The following is an 18,410-nucleotide window of genomic DNA, read 5'->3' as shown; positions in this document are numbered from 1 at the left end:
CACGAGCAGCCCTTCCTCAACTCAGCGGCAGGGCTTTTGGTTTGCACACAGGTATGCTGGCTTGTTGGTGGCTCACCAGGGCTTGCATGGCTTTGATTACCCCCAGCTCTTTGCCCTTAAAGTCAACCCAGCCTTGCTGCCATAAAGCATCGCGCTGCAGCACCAGCTTCTGTGGTGCGCCCACAAGCTGCACGGCCAGGGGGTGACGCAACTCCAGTGACATCGACTGCGACCGCAAATCGATACTTGCCACCTGTGCCTTGATTGCTAGGTCATAGCGCTGTGTCAACTGCTGTGCCAGCTGTTTGAGGCTGTCATGAGAATCAGCGGTGAACACCCTGCGAACATTGGCTACCTTGAAATCACCATCCGCATCAGAGCGCACGGTAACGGTGGTGCCATAGCCCGAGGGGCTGGTGAAGTGCCCTTGCAGCTGGTACACCCCGCAAAACACGGGCTTGTTTTTTTTGATCAAAGAAGCGAAGCCAGCATCGAATTGCAGCTCTGTGCGTACTGCGAAAAGCAAAGGGTCAGCCCCCACATTCAACGCACCTGAAATCCCAGTCCCGTCCTTCAATGCTTTGGGCGAAGGCTGCGGCATAAAGTACAGCGCCAAAGCTGCTGTATCGGCATTGCGCTTGCCGCCCAAAGCCTTCTGAGCCAGTTCATAGGCTTGCTTGAGGTGAAACAGGTTGGTTTGCAGCTGGCGTTCCTTGCTGCTGGCCTTGAGCCATTCCTCTCCAGCCTGTGCAAACCCTTCCATATCGCCTTGCTTGAACAAGGCGCCAAGCTGCTTGACCCGCTTGTCCAAGTCTGGAAACCGATGAGCATTGACCTGCAGCCCTGCACGCAACTGTTGCTCGACGGTGAATACAGGCTCAAACGGCGCCTTGAGCGTCTGAATGGAAGCCCCCAGGCATATGCCATCCAAGCAGAGCACTTCGGCAGATGCCATCACATCAGAAGTCGAAGGCGTAGGCTTAGTACTGCGCTCTGACTGCTTGGCCTCAGTGCCACGGCTTGGTGGCAAAGCGGAGGGCGCTGTGCCAGAGGGTGAAGGCTGTGTCGCAGAAACAGGCATAACGGTGGAAGGCGGCTTGCCAGTCATCGACGCATTGGACTGCGGGGGAGGTGCAGTCGGTGGCATTGATCCAGCGGCAGGCTTGGCTTCAGTCGGCACAGTCAGCACCTTGGTTCCTGCGCTGCTCCGCACTGGCGTGGCCCCGTAAAGCAGCTTCAAACGAATGGCGTGCACTTCGCCTGTGCTGGTTGCCACACGAAGCACCTTGATGGCACCCTTAGCGGCTGGGAATTTGCGCAAATCGAACACCCAGTGAGCACCCAGGTCATCAAAGGGAATATCGGGCGTGAGCACCGTGTACATGTACAGCGATGAGTCTGGACTTTGCACCGTACATAGCTCAGTGTCTGGGTTACGGCACTCCGCGTAGTAATCGTGCACCTTCGGGGCCAGCTGGGTACCTTCGCGAACACTTACTGGCTGCGCCCATGCCCCCATAGTCAAACTCAACACCCCCAACGCTATGCACCAACGCATCCCCTCGTTCACCGTCATGCTTTGTCCTTCTTATTGAGCTGGGCAGCTGGTTCGCGCCTCAGAAAACTACGTAACTCGTAGTATCGAGAATAAAGCATAACTACGAATCTCGTAGCCTTTTGAAGGTGCGAGATGTCAGACGCGGACGAACAATGGGGCGCGAGGCTCAAGCAGGCCCGCTTGGCTGCGGGGCTGTCGCAAAAGATGTTGGGGATTGAAGCTGGAATCGATGCGTTCGTGGCCAGCACGCGCATCAATCGCTATGAGCTTGGCATCCACAAGCCAGACTTGCTGACTGTGCGCAAGTTGGCTCAGGTGCTGAAGGTGCCGATGGCGTTTTTTTACGCCGACACGGACGATGAAATTGCCGAGCTGTTGTTCAGGTACGGTAAGGCTGACAGCGATCTACGCTTGCAAGTACAAACTGCTTTGGCCAGTCTTGATAGCTATTTCACCCCATAAGTTTCTGTAGAGTGCAGCGCTAGAAAAGCTAAGCATCTTTATGTACTTCAGCAACTTCTGCGCGGAGCTGCGTAGCAGGCATTGCCTGTTTAGACGTCGCTTAGAATCGAAGCTTTTTTGTCTAAACATGCTATTTTTAGTAGCCACCTTCCGTTGATATTGACTTTTAAAAAGCGCTCACTCACTTCTTCTTCAACGTGAGAAAGTTTTTTGGTCGTCATGCTAGGAAAAAGTCAGTCGTTCTAACTTTTAAGGCTTCAAGGAATGGAGTGGATGTGTTGAAGCTAGGGGAATATAAGTAATGCAGCTTCTAACGCCACATCAAAGTCTCTACCACGCTTGGCAACTGACTAAACGCACCAGCGGTGACAACATCGAGTCCCTGGCCTCAACACTCGTTGATTCCCAGGTAGACCTCAATCCTCACCAAGTAGAGGCGGCACTCTTTGCTTGCGCCAATCCCTTGTCACATGGCGTCATCCTTGCCGATGAAGTAGGTCTGGGCAAGACGATTGAGGCAGGACTGGTTATCTCTCAGCGCTGGGCCGAACGCCGCCGCCGCACACTGATCATCGTGCCAGCGAACTTGCGCAAGCAGTGGCACCAAGAACTGCAAGACAAATTCAACTTGCAAAGCGTGCTCCTTGAAGCTAAAAGCTACAACGCCATTCGCAAGCAAGGGCTGAAGAATCCATTTCAAGCCTCGTCTGGCCCAGTCATTTGTTCTTACCAATTCGCCAAAGCGAAGGCTGCTGACATCAAGGCCATGGACTGGGATTTGGTGGTGCTCGATGAAGCCCACCGCCTGCGCAATGTCTACAAGACCAGCAACGTCATTGCCAAGACGCTCAAGGAAGCGCTTGCACACGTTTACTCCAAGGTGTTGCTGACTGCTACACCGCTGCAGAATTCGTTGCTAGAGCTTTATGGCCTCGTCAGCATGATTGATGACCGAGTGTTCGGTGACATCGACAGCTTTCGTGCCCAGTTCACAGCACAACCGCGTGAGCAGGCATTCACCGCATTGCGCGACCGTCTCGCCACGATCTGCAAGCGCACACTGCGCCGCCAAGTTCAGCAGTACGTGCCGTACACCGCACGTCGCGCCATTGTTGAAGAGTTCATCCCTTCTCCCGAGGAACGTGAGCTCTCCAACCTTGTTGCTGATTATTTGCGCCGCCCTAACCTCAAGGCACTGCCAGAAGGCCAGCGACAACTGATTTCGTTGGTGCTGTGGAAGCTACTGGCTTCATCCACCCATGCCATCGCAGGTGCATTGGATACCATGGCCAAGCGCCTTCAGGGCGAACTCGATAAGTCATCCGACATCCCCGACCTTGCAGAGGTGCTCGACGACGATTACGAATCGCTGGACGAAACATCGGAAGAGTGGGAAGGCCAAGAAAATGCTGCTGCATCAGTCGAACCCGATCAGCGCGATGCAATTGCCGAAGAAATTGCCGAGCTGCAGTATTTCAAAACACTCGCAACCAACATTCGTGAGAACGCCAAGGGCAAGGCACTGCTGACCGCCTTGGACAAGGCATTTGCAGAGCTGGAACGCCTGGGGGCCGCCAAAAAGGCCATCATCTTCACGGAGTCCAAGCGCACCCAGGAATACCTGCTTTCACTGCTGGCAGATACGCCCTATGGTGAGGGTATCGTCCTGTTCAATGGCACCAACACCGATACACGGGCGCAAGCCGTGTATGCCGATTGGATAAAACGCCATGCAGGTACCGACCGCATCACAGGCTCCAAAACGGCAGACACACGCGCTGCACTGGTCGAGCACTTCAAAGAACGCGGCACCGTGATGATCGCCACAGAAGCAGGTGCTGAAGGTATCAACCTGCAGTTCTGCTCGCTGGTCATCAACTATGACTTGCCATGGAACCCCCAACGTATCGAGCAGCGCATTGGCCGCTGCCACCGCTACGGCCAAAAGTTTGATGTGGTGGTCGTGAACTTTGTAGACCGCAGCAATGAAGCCGATGCCCGAGTCTATGAATTGCTGGATCAAAAATTCCAGCTCTTTGAAGGCGTTTTTGGAGCCAGTGACGAGGTGCTTGGTGCTATCGGCTCCGGCGTAGACTTTGAGCGTCGAATTGCCGACATCTACCAAAACTGCCGCGACCCTGAAGAGATCAAAGCCTGCTTTGAGCAGTTGCAGCGCGAATTGTCTGGCGAGATCAACGAGGCCATGGTCAAGACGCGGCAACTCTTGCTGGATAACTTTGACGAGGAAGTACAGGAAAAGTTACGCCTTCGCGCCGAAGACAGCCGTGCTGCACGCAACAAATATCAAGCCATGCTAATGGCCATTACCCGCGCTGAGCTGGGTGACTGTGCACAGTTTGATGAGGCAGGCTTTGTGCTTCAACGACTTCCTGCTAATACCCTGCATGGGGTTGAACTTGGCCGCTATGAGTTACCTCGCAACTCTGAGGATGCCCACGTGTACCGCATCGGCCATCCGCTGGCAGAGTGGGTCACTGAGAAGGCAAAAAGCCATGCGCTTGCAGGCAATCGTCTTGTGTTTAACTACGAGGCTTATGGCACCCAGGTCAGCACCCTCAAACCCTATCGCGGCAAGTCTGGGTGGCTGACGCTGAAGCTTGTTTCTGTTGAAGCTCTGGGCGATGAAGAACAGCGCCTGGTAGTTGCAGCGATGACCGCAGACGGGCAAATCCTGGCAGAAGACGATCCTGAAAAACTGCTGCGGTTACCTGCACACATGGACCCCGCCGAAGAGCAAGATTCGGCAACCAATGCACTGCAAGAAGACGTGACAACACGCATCTCTTCGGTGCTGCGTGAAATCAACCAGCGCAATATGGGCTACTTTGAGCAGGAGGTCCAAAAACTTGATGCATGGGCTGATGACTTGAAGCTAGGCATAGAGCAGGAAATCAAAGAGATTGATCGTCAAATCAAAGACGTGCGCCGCACTGCGGCAAGCGCCCCCACACTGGAAGAAAAGCTATCCTTGCAAAAGCAACAAAGGGAGCTGGAGGCCAAGCGAACCAAACTTCGCCGCGAACTTTTCATGCGCCAAGACGCAATTGAGTCGGAGCGCAATGCGCTGATTGATCAATTGGAATCGCAGCTCCAGCAAAAGGTGCAAGAGCAAACCCTGTTCACCGTTTCATGGACTTTAAGCTAGCTGTCAGGTCCCGGATGATTGGCTGCTTACAACCAAGCGCCCGTTGCTCCATAGCAGACAAGTGCTGCAGGCTGTTGTGGCAACATGGCAATCGTCTTTCAAGGAGCCGCTATGTTGATTGCTCTACACAAGAACGCAACGACCACGCCTGCTACACGACGTGCATTGCAGCAAGCCAGTGGCACGGACCGGGAGTTGGCCCAGCAATACGGCATTGGCCTGGACACGGTGCGCAAGTGGCGTCATCGCACTACGGTGCACGATGCCAGTCATACGCCGCACCGATTGCAGACCACGCTCAATGCGGCACAGGAAGAATTGGTGGTCTATCTGCGCACCCAACTGCTGCTGCCGCTCGATGATTTGCTGGCAGTGGTGCGGGAGTTTATTGAGCCTGCCATGAGCCGTTCTGCGCTGGATCGCTTGCTGCGCAGACGAGGCCACTCCAGATTGCCCATACAGCCCAAGCCTGAGGGCGAGCACAAACCCTTCAAGGCGTATGAGCCTGGCTATGTACATGTAGATGTGAAGTACCTGCCCCAGATGCACGATGAGGACAAGCGCCGCTATGTTTTTGTTGCCATCGATCGAGCTACACGCTGGGTGTTCATTGATATCAAGCAGCACAAGACGGCAGCATCCGCCAAAGCCTTCTTGGCTGCCGTACGCAAAGCTGCAGCGTTCAAGATCCACACCATCCTCACCGACAACGGCAAAGAGTTCACAGACCGATTGTTTGGAAGCCGCACACGTCAGCCCTCAGGCGAGCACGAATTCGACCAGTTATGCCAAGCATTGGGGATAGAGCATCGGCTGACCAAGCCAAAGACGCCGCAAACCAACGGCATGGTTGAGCGCTTCAATGGCCGCCTGAGCCAGGTGCTGCGCTCGCATCACTTCAACAGCGCAGAGGATTTGGAGAAGACACTGCACAGGTTTGTCTGGCTGTACAACCACCACTTGCCACAAAAGGCACTGGGGCATGAAGCCCCAGTCCAAGCACTCAAAAAATGGAAGATGAAAGCACCTGATTTATTCGTCAAGAACGTGCGTAATCATCCGGGACCTGACAGCTAGCCACCACGGCATCTGCACCACAAGAACGATAAGGAGATGATGGGGATGACAGTACTGATTTTCAGCAGGTGCATTCTTCATGTCTACACAGACAATGCACCACTGGTATTTGGCGGGGCGCTTAGCGAATGCTGCTCCGCAACGATGGGATTGAAGCAATGAGCAAACAAAAACTGGAACTGACTTGGATAGGTAAGGAAAAGCGGCCCAAGCTGGAGCCGCGCATCCTGCTGGAAGATCCGTCAAATTCATACCACGCCAAGCAGCGTAAAACTGAGAACGATATCTTCGATAACCGTTTGATCTTTGGTGATAACTTGCTCGCGTTAAAGGCACTGGAACAGGAGTTTTCTGGGAAGGTTAAATGCGTTTTCATTGATCCTCCATACAACACTGGTAGCGCATTTACGCATTACGACGATGGACTAGAGCACTCGATTTGGCTCGGGCTGATGCGTGATCGACTGGAGATCATTAGACATTTGTTAGCAGAAGATGGCTCTCTGTGGATCACAATTGATGATAACGAAGCACACTATCTGAAAATTCTTTGTGATGAAATTTTTGGCAGAGCGAACTTTGTTGCCAACTGTCTATGGCAAAAGGTCTATAGCGAGCGAATGGATGCACGAGGTTTCAGTGTTTCTCATGATCATCTACTTGTCTATCAAAAAACAAATGCCTTTGTCCCTTTTCAGTTGCCAAAGGATCAGAATGCAGCTCAGTTCGGATTCTTTGATAAAGAAAATAATAAATACTACCGTCGACGCTCACTAAGAAAAGAAGGCTCGGAGTCTCTTAGACAGGATCGACCATCTATGTGGTATGCGATCTCGGCTCCTGACGGTACAGATATCTTCCCTATTAAGCCTGATGGCACTGAGGGCCGCTGGCGATGGAAAAAAGAAAACGTAATCTTAAATTTTGACCAGCTAGACTTTGTTCAAAAAGATGGGCGTTGGGAAATTTATGTAAAGCAGTATCTTGAGGAAAGCCCAACTCGTCCTCCAGCGACATTTTGGCCCAACGAAGAAGTTGGACATAACCATGAGGCTAAGCTTGAAGTACGCGCGTTTAATAACGATGATGTTTTTAGCACGCCTAAGCCTGAACGACTACTAAAACGTGTTTTAGAAATAGCGACTCGACCAGGCGATCTAGTGCTCGATTCTTTTGCAGGCTCAGGAACAACCGGTGCTGTAGCGCAAAAAATGAGGCGCCGCTGGATCATGGTCGAGCTAGGTGAACATTGCCATACCCATGTCATCCCGCGCCTTCAAAAAGTCATTGATGGCAATGATCAGGGCGGTATTTCAAAATCCGTGAACTGGCAAGGTGGCGGCGGCTTCCGCTATTACAAAATTGCCCCCAGCCTGATTGTTAACGACCGCTGGGGTAATCCAGTCATCAACCCCGAGTACAACGCAGCGCAGTTGGCCGAAGCTATCGCCAAGCTGGAAGGGTTTACGTATGCACCATCCGAGTCGACTTGGTGGCAGCACGGAAATTCCAGCGAGCGGGATTACATTTACGTCACGACCCAGAACCTGTCTGCAGAACAGTTGCAAGCACTGTCCGAAGAAGTCGGTAGCGACCAAAGTTTGTTGGTTTGCTGCGCTGCTTTTCATGGGGTGACTACAGCCAAAGCATCTGAGCGTTGGCCCAATCTGACGCTCAAGAAAATTCCGAAGATGGTGCTGTCGCGTTGTGAATGGGGGCATGACGACTACAGCCTGAACGTTGCCAACCTGCCGATTGCGGAGAAAGCTGAGCCAATAGAAGAACCCATGCCCGCTACTAGCGGTGCTACACGCAAATCTAAGAAGTCCGCAGCCACCAATGATGTGCAAAGCGGTCTGTTTGGGGAGAACGAAGAATGAATGCACGCGTCCTGAACGCTGTTACTGGCCGATTGTCTCTGCGCCCGCCGCAAGCTCAATCTCTGGAAAAACTTACACGCGCTATTGAAGCGGTACCGGGGCTTCTAAGGCACGAGAATCGCGATGTAGCCGCAGCCCTTGCCACCTTAAAAGCAGAGTTCCCCACGTTGGAAGACTTTGAACGCGAATTTCCTTCGCTGTGCTTTGCCTTGGCAACGGGCGTAGGTAAGACACGTTTGATGGGCGCATTCATTGCCTATTTGCACTTAGCACATGGCATTAACAACTTCTTCGTGCTCGCGCCGAACCTGACTATCTATAACAAGCTAATTGATGACTTCACGCCTAATACTGCAAAGTATGTTTTTAAAGGGATAGGTGAGCTAGCAATTAATCTACCTCGAATTATTACCGGTGATAACTACGATCAGCAGAATATCACTGGCGGAGAATTGTTTGGTGAGATTCGCATCAATATTTTCAATATCTCCAAGATCAACTCGGAAGTTCGCGGCGGTAAGGAGCCGCGCATCAAGCGCATGCGCGAGGTGCTGGGCGACAGCTACTTCAATCACTTGGCCAACTTGCCCGACCTTGTGCTGCTGATGGACGAATCGCACCGCTACCGCGCCAGTGCGGGGGTACGTGCTATCAATGAGTTGAACCCATTGTTTGGCTTGGAAGTGACCGCTACGCCGTTTGTGGAAACAACGCGTGGCCCTGTTCCGTTCAAGAACGTGGTGATGGACTACCCATTGGCACGGGCCATGGAAGACGGCTTCGTCAAAGAGCCTGCCGCCGTGACCCAGCGCGGTTTTGACCCCAAGGCATACTCTGCTGAGGACCTGGAAAAGATCAAGCTGGAAGACGGTATCCGTCTGCACGAAAGCACCAAGGTTGAGCTACTGACCTATGCACGAGAAAACAATGCGAAGGTGGTCAAGCCATTCATGTTGGTGATTGCAAGAGACACCACGCACGCCTCGCAACTTAAAGCACTGATTGAATCTTCAGCCTTCTATGAGGGTCGCTATGCGGGTAAGGTCATCCAAGTGGACTCCAGCCGCTCCGGTGCTGAAGAAGAAGAGATGATCGCCAAGCTGTTGGCCGTAGAGAGTGTGGATGAGCCGACAGAAGTCGTCATCCACGTCAACATGCTCAAAGAAGGCTGGGACGTTACCAACCTCTACACCATCGTGCCCTTGCGGGCAGCCAATGCTCGCACACTGATTGAACAATCAATTGGCCGAGGCTTGCGCTTGCCCTACGGAAAGCGAACAGGTGTGGCAGCCGTTGACCGACTGAACATCGTTGCGCACGACAAGTTCCAAGAGATCATTGACGAAGCAAACCGTGGCGACTCACCCATCCGGCTCAAGCAAGTCATTTTGGAAGCGCCAAGCGCAGATGACAAGAAGGTGAGCGTACAGGTCAGCTCTGGCGTCATGACACGACTTGGCCTGGCCCAAACGCCTGCAGGGGCAGTCAATACAAGCGGCACAGCTACCACCACGACTGGTGCATCAGCTACGACGCCTGCCACTACAACAGCGCCCGTTTTCACTACGGAGCGCGAACTAGAAATGGCTCAGGTGGTCGTAGATGTGATCCGCCAGTTTGAGGCTAAGCGTAAACTTGTACCCACAAGCAACGCGCTGCTGAACCCAGAGGTTCAATCTGCCATCGTGGCGGAAGTGAAGGAACGAGTAAAACCAGCACAGGGCAACTTACTGGCTAACGCGGATGATGCCCAAGCTGCTCTTGATGTGTCTGCAGTGGTGGCGAAGACGACGGAAATCGTCGTCCAGCAAACCATTGACATTCCGCGCATTGCAGTGGTGCCCAAGGGTGAAGTCACCAGTGGCTTCCATTCTTTTAAGCTGGGAATGCTGCCTAACTTCCAGCCTGGACAACGCGAAATCGTTGGCCAAGAGTTGCGCACCAACGATCAGTTCACCATGAGCCGCGAAACGGGCATCAGGGAACAACGCTTTGAGGACTACATTGTCAAAAAGCTGATCGACTTTGACGACGTGGATTACTTCACACAGGCCGAGTTGCTGTACGACTTGGCCGGTCAAGCAGTGGCTCACTATCAAGCGCAGAACTACTCCGACAACGAGCTGCACGAAGTGCTCGACACCTATGGCGCTGAGCTGGCACGCTTGATCCATGCGGAAATGATGAAGCACTTCTGGGAAGAAGCTACGGACTACGAGGTTCAGGTGAGCCGAGGGTTTACCGAACTCAAGCCCTGCAACTACACGGTGGTTGCCGGGCAAACTCCGCAGAGCTATCGCGATACGGTCAATGAGCTGAGCAAAATTAAGCAAATGCTTTTTGGCGGCTTCTCACGTTGCTTGTACCCACTGCAAAAGTTTGACTCTGACACCGAGCGACGCTTCTCGGTCATCCTGGAGCGTGACGCGTTGAAATGGTTTAAGCCCGCCAAAGGCCAGTTCCAGATTTACTACAAGCTGGGCAGTGAGCAGCCTGAGTACATCCCTGACTTTGTGGCCGAAACCGATTCAATGATCTTCATGGTGGAAACCAAGAAGCGTGACGATCTGAATTCGGACGAAGTGAAAGCCAAGGCAGCGGCTGCCGCCAAATGGTGCACACACGCTTCCAACCATGCAGCAACTGTTGGCGGTAAGCAATGGCGCTACTTGCTGGTACCACACGATCAAATCAAAGAGTCGGAACGACTTACCGACTTCTTGCGGTTTGAAGTGAAGGCATAACCGTCGGGTAGAGCCACTTGAGCGGGCTCTACCTTGGTTAAAGGGGAATCCCCCAAATTCCGAGAGGCTGAAAGCTATCTAGGAAATGCAGGTCGATTCAGTCGATTCAAGGGGTGCCTTGGACAATTACTACTCGACGTCCTAAAGGCTATTTATGGTTCCAGCCAAGCAAATCGAGCGGCCGCAGCCCAAACCGCACGGCATTCCCAGCATGCAAGCCAGCCAATTCCTTGAGCACGAGCTGTGTGAAGTGCTCACGGTCTTCAGGCTGCACACTTCCAGGAAGCATGGCGTTGACGCTCGCCTTATTCACGGGCTGGCCGCTGCGAACAACAGCTGCAATCACGTCACCTAACACTTGCCGGTAGCGCAAGCGCAAGATGTCAGGCGGCACTAGACTTTGCTGCACAGCCACGTACTGCTGGCATGAGCGCTCGTAAGCCCACACAAAGACATCCCGCAGCAGATCCACCTGGTTGAGTTCGTACAAACCAATCATGGCGTCCACATAGGCTTGCCGGGGCGCATCAATGAATGACAGCGGGCACAGGTTGTGGCGGATGAAGGGAATGTTGGCTGCCAGACGCGACACACGCTTATTTACATCCTCAAAGGGCTGCAAGTAAGGCAAGTGCACCATCAGGAAAAACGCCTGCTCAAACGGATCTTCGATTTCTGCGGCCATGCCCACCACGATGCCGAACAGCTCTTCCAGGCGCTGCGGCAAAGCCACTGGCAGGTAAACGCTGCCACCAATTTCTACGGCGCGGCTGCGAATGCGGCCACACATGGCGGGGTCAGCCATCAAGCCATCGGAAAGCAAAGCATGCAAGGCCACGATGGTGTCTTGCGACACCACAGCTTGCTCAGGCGAATGCACCAAAAATTCGATGGCCTGCTTGTGGTTCAGGATCATCTGCGTCTCAAAGGCATCCTTACCCTCTGCCGCTTGGCCAAACTCGATCAGTCGCTCGGTATCAAGGCGGCTATAGGTATTGCCTTCCAACTGTGATGATGCCCAAGAAAGGTCGATCAGAAGGCGGTTGAGAATGTCCCTGGCAAATGTGCCTGCGGGTGTTTGCTCCGCAGGTGAGCGCCCCAAGGCATGTAGCTGCTCACGCAGCTTCAAAGGCAGGTACGCGGTGTGGTTGGGGTGATACTGTTCTAAAAATTCTGTGCGATAGACCACAGGTTTGCGCAGGTGCCGGGGCTGACGCACATACGCCTTGATGGCTTCGCCTTGAGCGCTGACGGGAACATATGGCTCGATCTCAGCCGCTGTGCCTGAAGAAGCTACGCCACTTGCACTTTCATCTTGCAAAACTGGGAAGTAGCGCACAGCCCTTGCTTGCCCCTGGACCCGAATGCGCCCTTGTTCAACCAGTACGGCCAATCGGCGCTGAAGGCTACGGCGCTGCAATGTCAGCCCTGATTCCTGCAGCACTTCTTCAGCGCTCATCCCTTCAGGGTGACGCTCAATGATGTTGGCCAACAAGTCGAGTTCTTGCTGTGGTTTGACGCTATTCATGATGTGGATTATGACGCAATATGGAAATTGCGTCAAAAAAATGACGCAATAAAATATGGCGACTCAGCAATAAGGAAATCATGTAATTGCAGTCACAGGCATCAGGTCGCAACTTCAGGCTGCATAAAGAGCAAAAAGGGGGCGTCTAGCCCCCTTCCTTACATGCCCGCTGTTAAGTCGCCGCTCGTCCCATCAGCAGTCTCCCCTGCCTCTTGCTTGTCTGATTCCTTAGGGAAGGGGGCACCATGTTCAGTACCCCCTGTCTCAGACAAGTCTGACTCGTGATCAAGGTCGAGTTCTTGATCAAGCCCTAACTTCTGTTGAGTGGCAAAGTTGAGCAACAACACCTTCATCGCCTGCAGCTTTTGCTTAATCGTCGGACGAATAAACGCATAAGGCTCCAAGTGCTTCTGTGACTTTTTCAACTTGAACATGCCGGGGTACAGCAACCAATCAAGGGTTGGCATCGCTTGCTGCTCCTCCCACGTCATGTACAAGTCCACTCCACAACGAATTTGAATAGCACGCTTCACTTTACTGCGGTACTTGGGATCCTCGCTTTTGAAAGGCAAGTCATTAAAAGGGGTGCCAACATAGTGATGTTCAAGAATGTTCCGATGCTCATCGCTCAAGGTCTCCATGAAGTCCGAACGGTGACGGCGTTGATTGAATTTTTCATTTAAGCGCAAAAGCTCTCGTGCCTCATCAAACACTTGCGCATACATGGCCTCACCCGCCTTGCCTTTCCAGCTCAATGGCGATGACCAGGAAGTAGGTGGATCCGAACCTTCTGCAGCACCAAAATTTGCATCAGCGGTCGTAAACCATGATTTTTTGAGCTGAACCTCAAAGCGTACATGTTTTTTGGTAATAGCAAAAATCTGCTCAGCGACATCATTGGGCAACTCACAAAATCCCTTTTTTGTTTTTCCAGACTTCACATAGGCAATCAAATCTGTTTTATTTCCTTTACGAATTTTGGTATAGCTATTTCCATCTGACTCCCAATAATTAACAGCCGCAACACGCTTGTTCTGCTTAATCACATCACCATTAAACAAGGCTGATCCGCGCTGAGCGATTTGCTTGATGCCGTCGTTTGCAAACTCCCATACCTTTTTATTAACTAGGTACGTCAGGTCAATGCTTTCAATTTTTACATGTTTCAAGCTAATCTGCTTAACCACTTCAGCAGGCACACCTCGTTGCAGAAACCACAGCTGAAGAAAGAAGAGGACAAAAAGGCATGAGTGATAAACATCGTTAAGCAATAATCCATTAAAGCTCACGACGCTAGCTGGAACATTAAGACTAACCTTATATGCCTTTACCTTATAAATGCCATTTTCTTCTTTGCAAAAGGGTGTTATTTCAGAAATAGCACCAGTCAGTGGGGACTTAAACTTTGTAGTGCTGCTAGAACGCTTTCCAATAACTCCATTTTCATCAGTACTTTGATTGATGTCCATTGGAAAGTTATCGAAATCAATATGCTCGATAGAGCAGGTAACAACGACTGAGTCTGCCATTTTGTTTGTCTTAAATTAGTGTTGATTGCTATTGGCTTGGCTACAGTTGCGAATGACAGTGAAGCCTGGACAATGAGCAAGTGGTGTTTACGTTGTGGCGAGAGGCAGTGGCATTACTAGGGAAGTGAGCATGACCTGCCCCCTCTGAACACACAAAAAACTGCAAATTTCCCCTTGCTACAAAGTGTTTACAGGTATTGCCAATAGCATTGAGGATGCTTGCCTAAGCCTTGTGGTTACAACAGGCAATAAATGGTGATTAAAGTGCAGCTCAAAAGCGTTTTCATCGCCATCGCCCTGCATCTCGTTTTTGCTTTATTGCTTGATTTTTTCCGTGATCAGAGTGAAATTACCTGTAACCAACATTGGTTGACCAGTTTCGGAGCAAGTCATCTTGTAAAGATCTTGGTCCGCACTCAACTTAAAACCTGGGCTTACTTCGAGCAAAAATTTCTCCACTTTCGTCTTTCCCTGATGGTCAATCATCTCCTTGCAAATATAGATTGCTCCATCAACCAAAAATTTTGTTCCAAACACCTTTACGCGGAATTGTCCATATCTATTTACACCAAAAAACTCAAAGTGCTGTTTATCATCTCCGTTAGCAGATTTAATAGCTTGCATCGACAAAAAAGTTTCTGTGCTTGTAACCAGAGATTTTATTTTCATACTTTTTCTCCATCGCGTTGAGCAATGCATTTTTCAATATATGCATTAATTTCACTGGCGGGCCAAGCACGAGAGCGAATGCCGATAGGAACCCCACGAGGAACTTTTCCATCCTTAATGAGTTGGTAGAAAGAACTATTAGATAAACCAATCATACGAAGTACTTCTGGTTTACGCAGCAGAATTTCATATTTAACGCTCTTCTGCAGGTTATCAATATTTTCTTGCATTCAAATTTTCCATCAAATTCAGTTTTTCCAAGCTTTGATGAAGGCCAGGCGTCCCTGCTTGCTTTCATCTGTATCGCGATGGATATAACTATGTCTTCAAATTAAAATGACGTGCAAAAACTTTCCTGCTTTTCTAAAATTTTCTAAAAAAAGTATGAAAGTTTCCAGAAACAGAAGTCTGCTTTCCAGCTTCTGCATGAGGTTGCTGGCATAAAAATGGCGGAGTCTATGAACGCCACTGAGCTGCGTGCTAAGGAATTGAGCTGAACAGTTCCAGTTGTCAGCGATCGTTGCTCGGTACCGGTCGGATCGAGGGGGGTCTTAAAACAAGATCCTCTTGCTCCGTGGCCAAGAGGCCCTGTAGGCGCTTTGGCGAGCCTTTGCGCAGGAGTTGCGGTGCTTTCACTCTGCACAAGAACGCAACAGCTACACCAGCTACATGCTTGGCGCTGCAGCAAGCCAACGACACTGACCGATAATTGGTTCAGTAGTACGGCAGTGAGATGGATATCGTGTACCTGTCATAGACTGCTACTGTCGCCACCCCCCTCAATGCTGCGCAGGAAGAGCCGGGGGCTAGCACTTGTTGCTGCCGCTTGTGGTGTTAGTTAGTGTGGTAGTTCCTTGAGCCCGCTATGAGCCGCTCTGTGCTCGACAGGTTGCGGCGCATGCGTGGCCACTTCAGATTGCCTGCGTCATCCAAGCCAGACGACGAGCACAAACCCTTCAAGGCGTATGAGCCTGGCTACGTGCACGTAGATGTGAAGTACCTGCCGCAGATGCAGGCTGAAGCCCAGCGCCGCTACGTGTTCGTGGCCATCGAGCGGGCGACACGCTGGTGTCCATCGCTACCAAGCAACATAAGGCGGCTGCGTCTGCTAGAGCCTTCCTCGCAGCCGTGCGCAAGGCTGCGCCGTTCAAGACCTTTACCACCTTCACGGGCAATGGCAAAGAGTTCACAAACAAATTATTTGGGAGTTGCCAGCGATGGGCGAGCATGAGTTTTCAGTTGTGCTTGGTATTGGGCATGGAGCACCGTTTGACCAAGCCCAAGGTACCGTAAGCGAACGGCATGGTCGAGCGTTTCAATAGCAGGCTCAGCCAAGTGCTGCGCTCACATCACGCCAACAGCGATTAGGGCTTGAAAAAAACCTGCACCGGCTTGCGTGACTGTGAAATCACCAACGCCCATAATAGGCGCTTGGCCACGAAGCCCAGATGCAAGTATGCAAAAATTGAAGAAAAAGTGTCAGATTTATTTGTCAATAACATGCGTATCAATCCAGATACGAAAGTTGGTGGCTCTTAGATAAAAAAACCAAATAAATTACTTGCTTGTGAAAAAATTTTTTGCAATTTTATCTATTTCACCAATTTCTTTTGCATTTTTTTCTTTAGCAAATCCATATATTGATTTTAGATTATTGTCTTTTGCCATTTTTGCAATGACTCTCTCTACAGCTTCACCTAGCTCTTGATTTGAAACTGTAGATCTTTTGAATACGTTTTTATGAAATTCATTAAAATCATTTGATCTCGAAAGAAACATGCGAATTATTTCTACTAGTGCTGCATATCTTACTCTAGTATTTAAATCGCCATTACTCAGTTCATCTTCATCATCAAAACTGTTAATGTAGCTTCCATCAATGGTTTTAATTTTTCTGGGAAGAGATATTTTTACCTGAAATTCTTCGCAGTATTCCCAATCGCACTCCACGGCAATTTTCGCTACTCCTGGTAAAGAAACAAGTTTTTCCGATGATTTCCCCAAAAGATTTCTGATTGGTTTTATTATAGATCGCGTGCTGGCTCTACGTTTTAATACGTCATAACGCATCAAATAATTTTGATATAAATCTGGAAAATAACGCCTTAATTTATATTTATTTAAGCGTGATGGTTGTAGCTTCAAGGATAGCATTGCTGCTTGCCAATATTCAGCATTACGCCCCTCACTCCACATCTTCCATTGTGCCTCAGTTAGCTGTAAGTTCTCCAATCTAACTGGGGCAATTTCAGCATCAGCATCAGCATCAGCATCAGCATCAGCATCAGCATCAGCATCAGCATCAGCATCAGCATCAGCATCAGCATCAGCATCAGCATCAGCATCAGCAGTCACTTGATTTTCAATTCCATCAATAGAGGAGTCGTAGTTGGAAAAATCATTTTGCATAATATATAATAATCAGCTTTTAAATTGATTCAACAATATTCAATAAATTTAGTTTTGCGTTTTTTACAACCAGCCATGGATCACGTGAATCAATAAAGCAATTGACCATGTCCGCCCATGCTTGCAGCATAACCTTTCGTTGAAATGAGTATTCTGCTTTGTTGTAGATGCTACGCACACTATTTTCCTCATGAGCCAAACACTTCTCAATCCAGTCTCTATTGAAGCCGTATTCATTTAGCAGCGATGAGGCCGTTCTTCGTAAATCATGAACGGTAAAGCTTTCCAAATCAAAGCCATCATCTTTTGCCTTCTTCACAGCGGCATCAATGACTCTATTTAAAGTGGCATTGCTCAGTGGGTTGTTAGAGTCATATCTACCTGGGTGCAAATATTTTGAAGCAGAGAAGCAAGCTTTAAAGCTAACCAAAATATCCAAGGTTTGATTACTCAAGTAAACTATATGTGCCCTCGATGCTTTCATTCTTTCCTTGGGAATTATCCAGGTTGCATTCTCAAAATCCACCTCATCCCAAGTGGCATTTAAGAACTCTCCCTTTCTTACCATCGTCAAAAGAAGAAACTTAATTGCTAGACGCAGTGTTGGCGTGGTTCCAATTTTCTCGAGGCTTGCAAAAAATATCTTTATCTCACTGGGGGTTAAAGCACGGTCACGAGGTTTAAAGCTTGCTATATCGCTTGGCCTGATTTCGATTGCAGGATTCTTTAATTGAAGATTTTTGTCTTTAGATAATGCATATCTATAAACAAGCAAAACAATCTCTCGCACTTGAACTGCTGGGGCAGGTGCGCCATTTTTTTTGATCTTTTCACACAACTGCATCAACAGCGCAGGAGTGATCTCATCGAGCTTCAGCTTGCCGAACGTACTCGCTAAGTAGCGGTTGTAGACAGAACGTCGCATTGCGAGCGTTGAATCCGCAAGTCTCGCGCCGTTTTCCGGGTCTGCTTTGTCCTCGAAATAGCGTTCAGCCCATGATCCAAAAGTCAAAGCATTTGCGGCTTCTAGCTTTGTAACCGCCTTAGTTTTCGCTGGCGACTGTCCACGTTCAACATACCGTCGCGCTACCGTCAGTAGCGACCTAGCTTCAGCCAACGATACCGTCATGCCAAATTCAAGTTGCTCTGGGTTTCTTGGGTGTTTAGCGCCCGCAGTGTTGTCGTACTTGCCAATGGTGAGGGTTTCGCGCCTGCCATTGAGGCGATAGTCATAGCGAAATGACTTGGTGCCAGCGGTTGTCACCATGACATACATGCCATCGCGATCCGTGACTTTGTAGGCTTTTTCTTGAGGGCGCAGTCTGCGCAGTTCGGTGTCAGTGATCATTTCAGGGTGGGCTTTCGTTGATACCGTCATTAGGGGTGTC

12 protein-coding genes are annotated in these 18,410 nt (G+C 50.3%); 5 read left to right on the top strand and 7 right to left on the bottom strand.

Annotated features, from left to right (window positions below):
* Positions 1 to 16 precede the first annotated feature (16 nt).
* Positions 17 to 1,411, bottom strand: coding sequence for a hypothetical protein (locus tag JDW18_RS13095; protein WP_218239883.1), 1,395 nt, complete (start codon positions 1,409 to 1,411; stop codon positions 17 to 19).
* Between the two features lie 279 nt (positions 1,412 to 1,690).
* Between JDW18_RS13095 and JDW18_RS13090 the strand changes: the two genes are divergently transcribed.
* From JDW18_RS13090 to JDW18_RS13070, 5 genes are all read left to right on the top strand, one after another.
* A complete protein-coding gene (locus tag JDW18_RS13090; RefSeq protein WP_218239882.1) occupies positions 1,691 to 2,020 on the top strand; it encodes a helix-turn-helix domain-containing protein in 330 nt (109 codons plus the stop codon).
* A 301-nt stretch (positions 2,021 to 2,321) separates the two neighbouring features.
* Complete coding sequence (locus JDW18_RS13085; RefSeq protein WP_218239881.1) at positions 2,322 to 5,186, top strand: SNF2-related protein; 2,865 nt, start codon at positions 2,322 to 2,324, stop codon at positions 5,184 to 5,186.
* A 111-nt stretch (positions 5,187 to 5,297) separates the two neighbouring features.
* Positions 5,298 to 6,263, top strand: a complete 966-nt coding sequence (locus JDW18_RS13080; RefSeq protein WP_218239880.1) for an IS481 family transposase — start codon at positions 5,298 to 5,300, stop codon at positions 6,261 to 6,263.
* 158 nt (positions 6,264 to 6,421) lie between these two features.
* Positions 6,422 to 8,143: a site-specific DNA-methyltransferase gene (locus tag JDW18_RS13075; protein ID WP_218239879.1), complete on the top strand. Its 1,722-nt coding sequence runs from the start codon at positions 6,422 to 6,424 to the stop codon at positions 8,141 to 8,143.
* A complete protein-coding gene (locus JDW18_RS13070; protein ID WP_218239878.1) occupies positions 8,140 to 10,887 on the top strand; it encodes a DEAD/DEAH box helicase in 2,748 nt (915 codons plus the stop codon). The genes JDW18_RS13075 and JDW18_RS13070 overlap by 4 nt, the downstream gene beginning before the upstream one ends.
* Positions 10,888 to 11,035: 148 nt before the next feature.
* Here JDW18_RS13070 and JDW18_RS13065 read toward each other — a convergent pair whose 3' ends face one another.
* From JDW18_RS13065 to JDW18_RS13040, 6 genes are all read right to left on the bottom strand, one after another.
* A complete protein-coding gene (locus tag JDW18_RS13065) occupies positions 11,036 to 12,415 on the bottom strand; it encodes a Fic family protein (protein WP_218239877.1) in 1,380 nt (459 codons plus the stop codon).
* A 158-nt stretch (positions 12,416 to 12,573) separates the two neighbouring features.
* Complete coding sequence (locus tag JDW18_RS13060; RefSeq protein WP_034379425.1) at positions 12,574 to 13,944, bottom strand: hypothetical protein; 1,371 nt, start codon at positions 13,942 to 13,944, stop codon at positions 12,574 to 12,576.
* Between the two features lie 315 nt (positions 13,945 to 14,259).
* Positions 14,260 to 14,613 (bottom strand): hypothetical protein, encoded by a 354-nt coding sequence (locus JDW18_RS13055; RefSeq protein ID WP_218239876.1) that lies wholly within the window; start codon positions 14,611 to 14,613, stop codon positions 14,260 to 14,262.
* Positions 14,610 to 14,843 carry a helix-turn-helix transcriptional regulator gene (locus JDW18_RS13050; RefSeq protein ID WP_080747131.1) on the bottom strand — a complete coding sequence of 78 codons (234 nt, stop codon included), beginning with the start codon at positions 14,841 to 14,843 and terminating at the stop codon, positions 14,610 to 14,612. Before JDW18_RS13050 ends, JDW18_RS13055 begins: the two co-directional genes overlap by 4 nt.
* Before the next feature lie 1,327 nt (positions 14,844 to 16,170).
* Positions 16,171 to 17,022: a hypothetical protein gene (locus JDW18_RS13045; RefSeq protein WP_218239875.1), complete on the bottom strand. Its 852-nt coding sequence runs from the start codon at positions 17,020 to 17,022 to the stop codon at positions 16,171 to 16,173.
* A 19-nt stretch (positions 17,023 to 17,041) separates the two neighbouring features.
* Complete coding sequence (locus JDW18_RS13040) at positions 17,042 to 18,370, bottom strand: tyrosine-type recombinase/integrase (RefSeq protein WP_218239874.1); 1,329 nt, start codon at positions 18,368 to 18,370, stop codon at positions 17,042 to 17,044.
* Positions 18,371 to 18,410 lie beyond the last annotated feature (40 nt).

The organism is Comamonas fluminis (assembly GCF_019186805.1).
Lineage (GTDB): Bacteria > Pseudomonadota > Gammaproteobacteria > Burkholderiales > Burkholderiaceae_C > Comamonas > Comamonas fluminis.
This window is presented reverse-complemented; position numbering and strand designations above follow the sequence as displayed.

Bases quoted from the DNA above. Each gene is read 5' to 3' on its own strand.
- JDW18_RS13050 (WP_080747131.1), bottom strand. From the start codon at position 14,843: ATGCAAGAAAATATTGATAACCTGCAGAAGAGCGTTAAATATGAAATT.
- JDW18_RS13055 (WP_218239876.1), bottom strand. From the start codon at position 14,613: ATGAAAATAAAATCTCTGGTTACAAGCACAGAAACTTTTTTGTCGATG.
- JDW18_RS13080 (WP_218239880.1), top strand. From the start codon at position 5,298: ATGTTGATTGCTCTACACAAGAACGCAACGACCACGCCTGCTACACGA.
- JDW18_RS13060 (WP_034379425.1), bottom strand. From the start codon at position 13,944: ATGGCAGACTCAGTCGTTGTTACCTGCTCTATCGAGCATATTGATTTC.
- JDW18_RS13085 (WP_218239881.1), top strand. From the start codon at position 2,322: ATGCAGCTTCTAACGCCACATCAAAGTCTCTACCACGCTTGGCAACTG.
- JDW18_RS13075 (WP_218239879.1), top strand. From the start codon at position 6,422: ATGAGCAAACAAAAACTGGAACTGACTTGGATAGGTAAGGAAAAGCGG.
- JDW18_RS13065 (WP_218239877.1), bottom strand. From the start codon at position 12,415: ATGAATAGCGTCAAACCACAGCAAGAACTCGACTTGTTGGCCAACATC.
- JDW18_RS13070 (WP_218239878.1), top strand. From the start codon at position 8,140: ATGAATGCACGCGTCCTGAACGCTGTTACTGGCCGATTGTCTCTGCGC.
- JDW18_RS13040 (WP_218239874.1), bottom strand. From the start codon at position 18,370: ATGATCACTGACACCGAACTGCGCAGACTGCGCCCTCAAGAAAAAGCC.
- JDW18_RS13090 (WP_218239882.1), top strand. From the start codon at position 1,691: ATGTCAGACGCGGACGAACAATGGGGCGCGAGGCTCAAGCAGGCCCGC.
- JDW18_RS13045 (WP_218239875.1), bottom strand. From the start codon at position 17,022: ATGCAAAATGATTTTTCCAACTACGACTCCTCTATTGATGGAATTGAA.